3 protein-coding genes are annotated in these 2,142 nt (G+C 60.7%); 2 read left to right on the top strand and 1 reads right to left on the bottom strand.

All coding sequences use genetic code 11. The features are described from left to right. The first annotated feature begins 43 nt into the window (after nt 1-43). Both ACSHXH_RS19505 and ACSHXH_RS19500 read left to right on the top strand, forming a co-directional pair. Nucleotides 44-397, top strand: a complete 354-nt coding sequence (locus ACSHXH_RS19505; protein ID WP_435673465.1) for a hypothetical protein — start codon at nt 44-46, stop codon at nt 395-397. After that, nucleotides 394-1,629, top strand: a complete 1,236-nt coding sequence (locus ACSHXH_RS19500; RefSeq protein ID WP_435673464.1) for a dihydroorotase — start codon at nt 394-396, stop codon at nt 1,627-1,629. The genes ACSHXH_RS19505 and ACSHXH_RS19500 overlap by 4 nt, the downstream gene beginning before the upstream one ends. Nucleotides 1,630-1,735: 106 nt before the next feature. On the opposite strand, the gene ACSHXH_RS19495 is transcribed toward ACSHXH_RS19500, so the two are convergent. Continuing rightward, a partial coding sequence (locus ACSHXH_RS19495; protein WP_435673463.1) for an SPOR domain-containing protein occupies nt 1,736-2,142 on the bottom strand: 407 nt, incomplete at its 5' end.

Below are 2,142 nucleotides of genomic sequence, written 5' to 3'. Positions count from 1 at the left end.
GGTGTGTTCACCGCCAGCGCTAATGCCCGCTGGGATTGAGAGAATGGGCGCTAAACCTTTCCATGATTTCGACGCCGCGCTTGCCGAAAGCGATGTGGTGATGATGCTGCGGCTGCAATCTGAGCGTATGTCTGGGCAATTCATTCCCTCGGCGCGTGAATACCATCACCTTTACGGCCTCACCAAAGCGCGGCTGGAACGCGCTGCGCCTGATGCGCTGGTGATGCACCCTGGCCCGATGAACCGCGGCGTGGAGATTGATAGCGATGTTGCGGATATGCTCGATCGGTCAATCATCACCCAGCAGGTAGAGATGGGCGTCGCTATCCGTATGGCCTGCCTAGATGTGCTGACACGCTCTGCACGCGGTGTTGAAGGATGGGAGGCCGCGCAATGAAACAGCTTCGTCCTCTCACAATCACCGACGGTCAGATCGTCACACCCGGCGGCATTACGAAGGGTGCCGCGCGACTGGTCGATGGCCTGATTGAGGCTGCTGGCCCAGATGTCACTGCGCAAGACGGCGACGAAGTCTTGAGTGCCAAGGGCAAGCTAATCACGCCGGGGCTCGTCGATTTCGGTGTGTTCGCGGTCGACAAGCCCGCGTTTCATTTCGGCGGGATCACGCGCGCCGCGCTGATGCCCGATCAATCGCCGCCGCTCGATTACCCCAGCCGTGTCGCGCACACCGCCAAAAGCGGCAAGCCTGACTTGTGGGTTCATCCTTTGGCCGCTGCAACACGCGGGCTAGAAGGCACCGAACTCGCTGAGATCGCATTGATGCGCGATGCCGGGGCGAGGGGTGTTGCCACCGGAAGGCGCTGGATCGCGGATAGCGGCGTTATGCTGCGTCTGCTTCAATATGCCGCGACGCTCGATCTGGTGGTTGTCGCCCATCCAGAAGACGGTGCACTGGTCGGTGAAGCCGCCGCCACTGCTGGTGAAATCGCCACGCGGCTGGGCATACCAAGTGCCCCTGCCGAGGCAGAAACGCTGGCACTGGCGCGCGATATTGCGCTGGCTGAAATGAGCGGAGCACGCCTCCATTTTCGGCAGGTTACCACCGCATCTGGGTTTGATTTGATCCGCGCAGCCAAGACGCGCGGTGCGGCGATAACCTGCGGAATTACGCCAGCGCATTTTATGCTGTCTGACCTTGCGACCGCCGATTTCCGCACCTTTACGCGGCTATCACCGCCGCTCAGATGTGAGGCCGACCGTCAAGCAGCGCGCGCAGCAATAGCAGACGGCACGATTGATGTGATTTCCAGTGGCCATGATCCGCGCGGACCAGAGGACAAGCGCCTGCCCTTTGCCGATGCCGAGCCAGGTATGGCGGGCGCGGAAACATTGCTTGCGATGGTCATGAACCTTGTACGCGATGAAGTGATCGATATGCCGCGCGCATTCGATTTGCTGGCTACGAAACCCGCCGAATTGCTCGGAGTGGCTGCGGGTATGATTGAAGTGGGCAGAGAGGCTGACATCGCGGTTATCGACCCAGACGCACCGTGGATGATCGACCGCACCAAAATGGGAGCGAATCGCGACAACACGCCGTTCGACCGTCAAGGCGCGCAAGGACGCGTTCGCGCGCTTGTCAAAGGCGGCGTTAAAGTAGGCCTTTAGGCAGGCGAGTCTTTAGGCAGGTGAGCCATTAGCACACAAAAAATCCCGGCGACCTTGGGCCACCGGGATTAGTTTTGCTGAATCTCTCAAATAAGAGAGGGGAAGATTAGCGTGTGCGCGCTGCGATACGCACGCCGCGATCCACCGCGCCTGCTGGCGGGCTGGAAGCGGCATAGGCGAAGCAGTTTACACCGGCAGATTTTACGGTGTTGCACATGCTACGCGCGCTACGTGAGCCAAAGCCGGCTGCGGCAACGCGGAAATATGTGCGGCCATTCACAACCGCTTCTGTGATCACAACATCGCGGTCGGCGAGCTGTGTGAAGCGGCTCTTCATTTCGGCCCATTTGGCCTGTGCAACGGCGCGGCTTTCAAAGCTGCCGAGCTGTACCAAGTGCGTTGCAGCCGATCCGGTGGCAACCGCCATGCGCCGCTGCGGAGCCGGAGCGGAAGAGGCGACGCGGGTAGGTGCCGCGCTGCGCGGTGCTGCGGCAGGAACGTCTTGAACTACAG

The organism is Marivita sp. (assembly GCF_051251565.1).
Lineage (GTDB): Bacteria > Pseudomonadota > Alphaproteobacteria > Rhodobacterales > Rhodobacteraceae > Marivita.
Note: the sequence above shows the minus strand (reverse complement) of the source record. Positions and strands in the feature narration are given on the sequence as shown.

What these genes read in the sequence shown, in the direction of transcription:
- ACSHXH_RS19505 (WP_435673465.1), top strand. Translation starts at nt 44, where the DNA reads ATGGGCGCTAAACCTTTCCATGATTTCGACGCCGCGCTTGCCGAAAGC.
- ACSHXH_RS19500 (WP_435673464.1), top strand. Translation starts at nt 394, where the DNA reads ATGAAACAGCTTCGTCCTCTCACAATCACCGACGGTCAGATCGTCACA.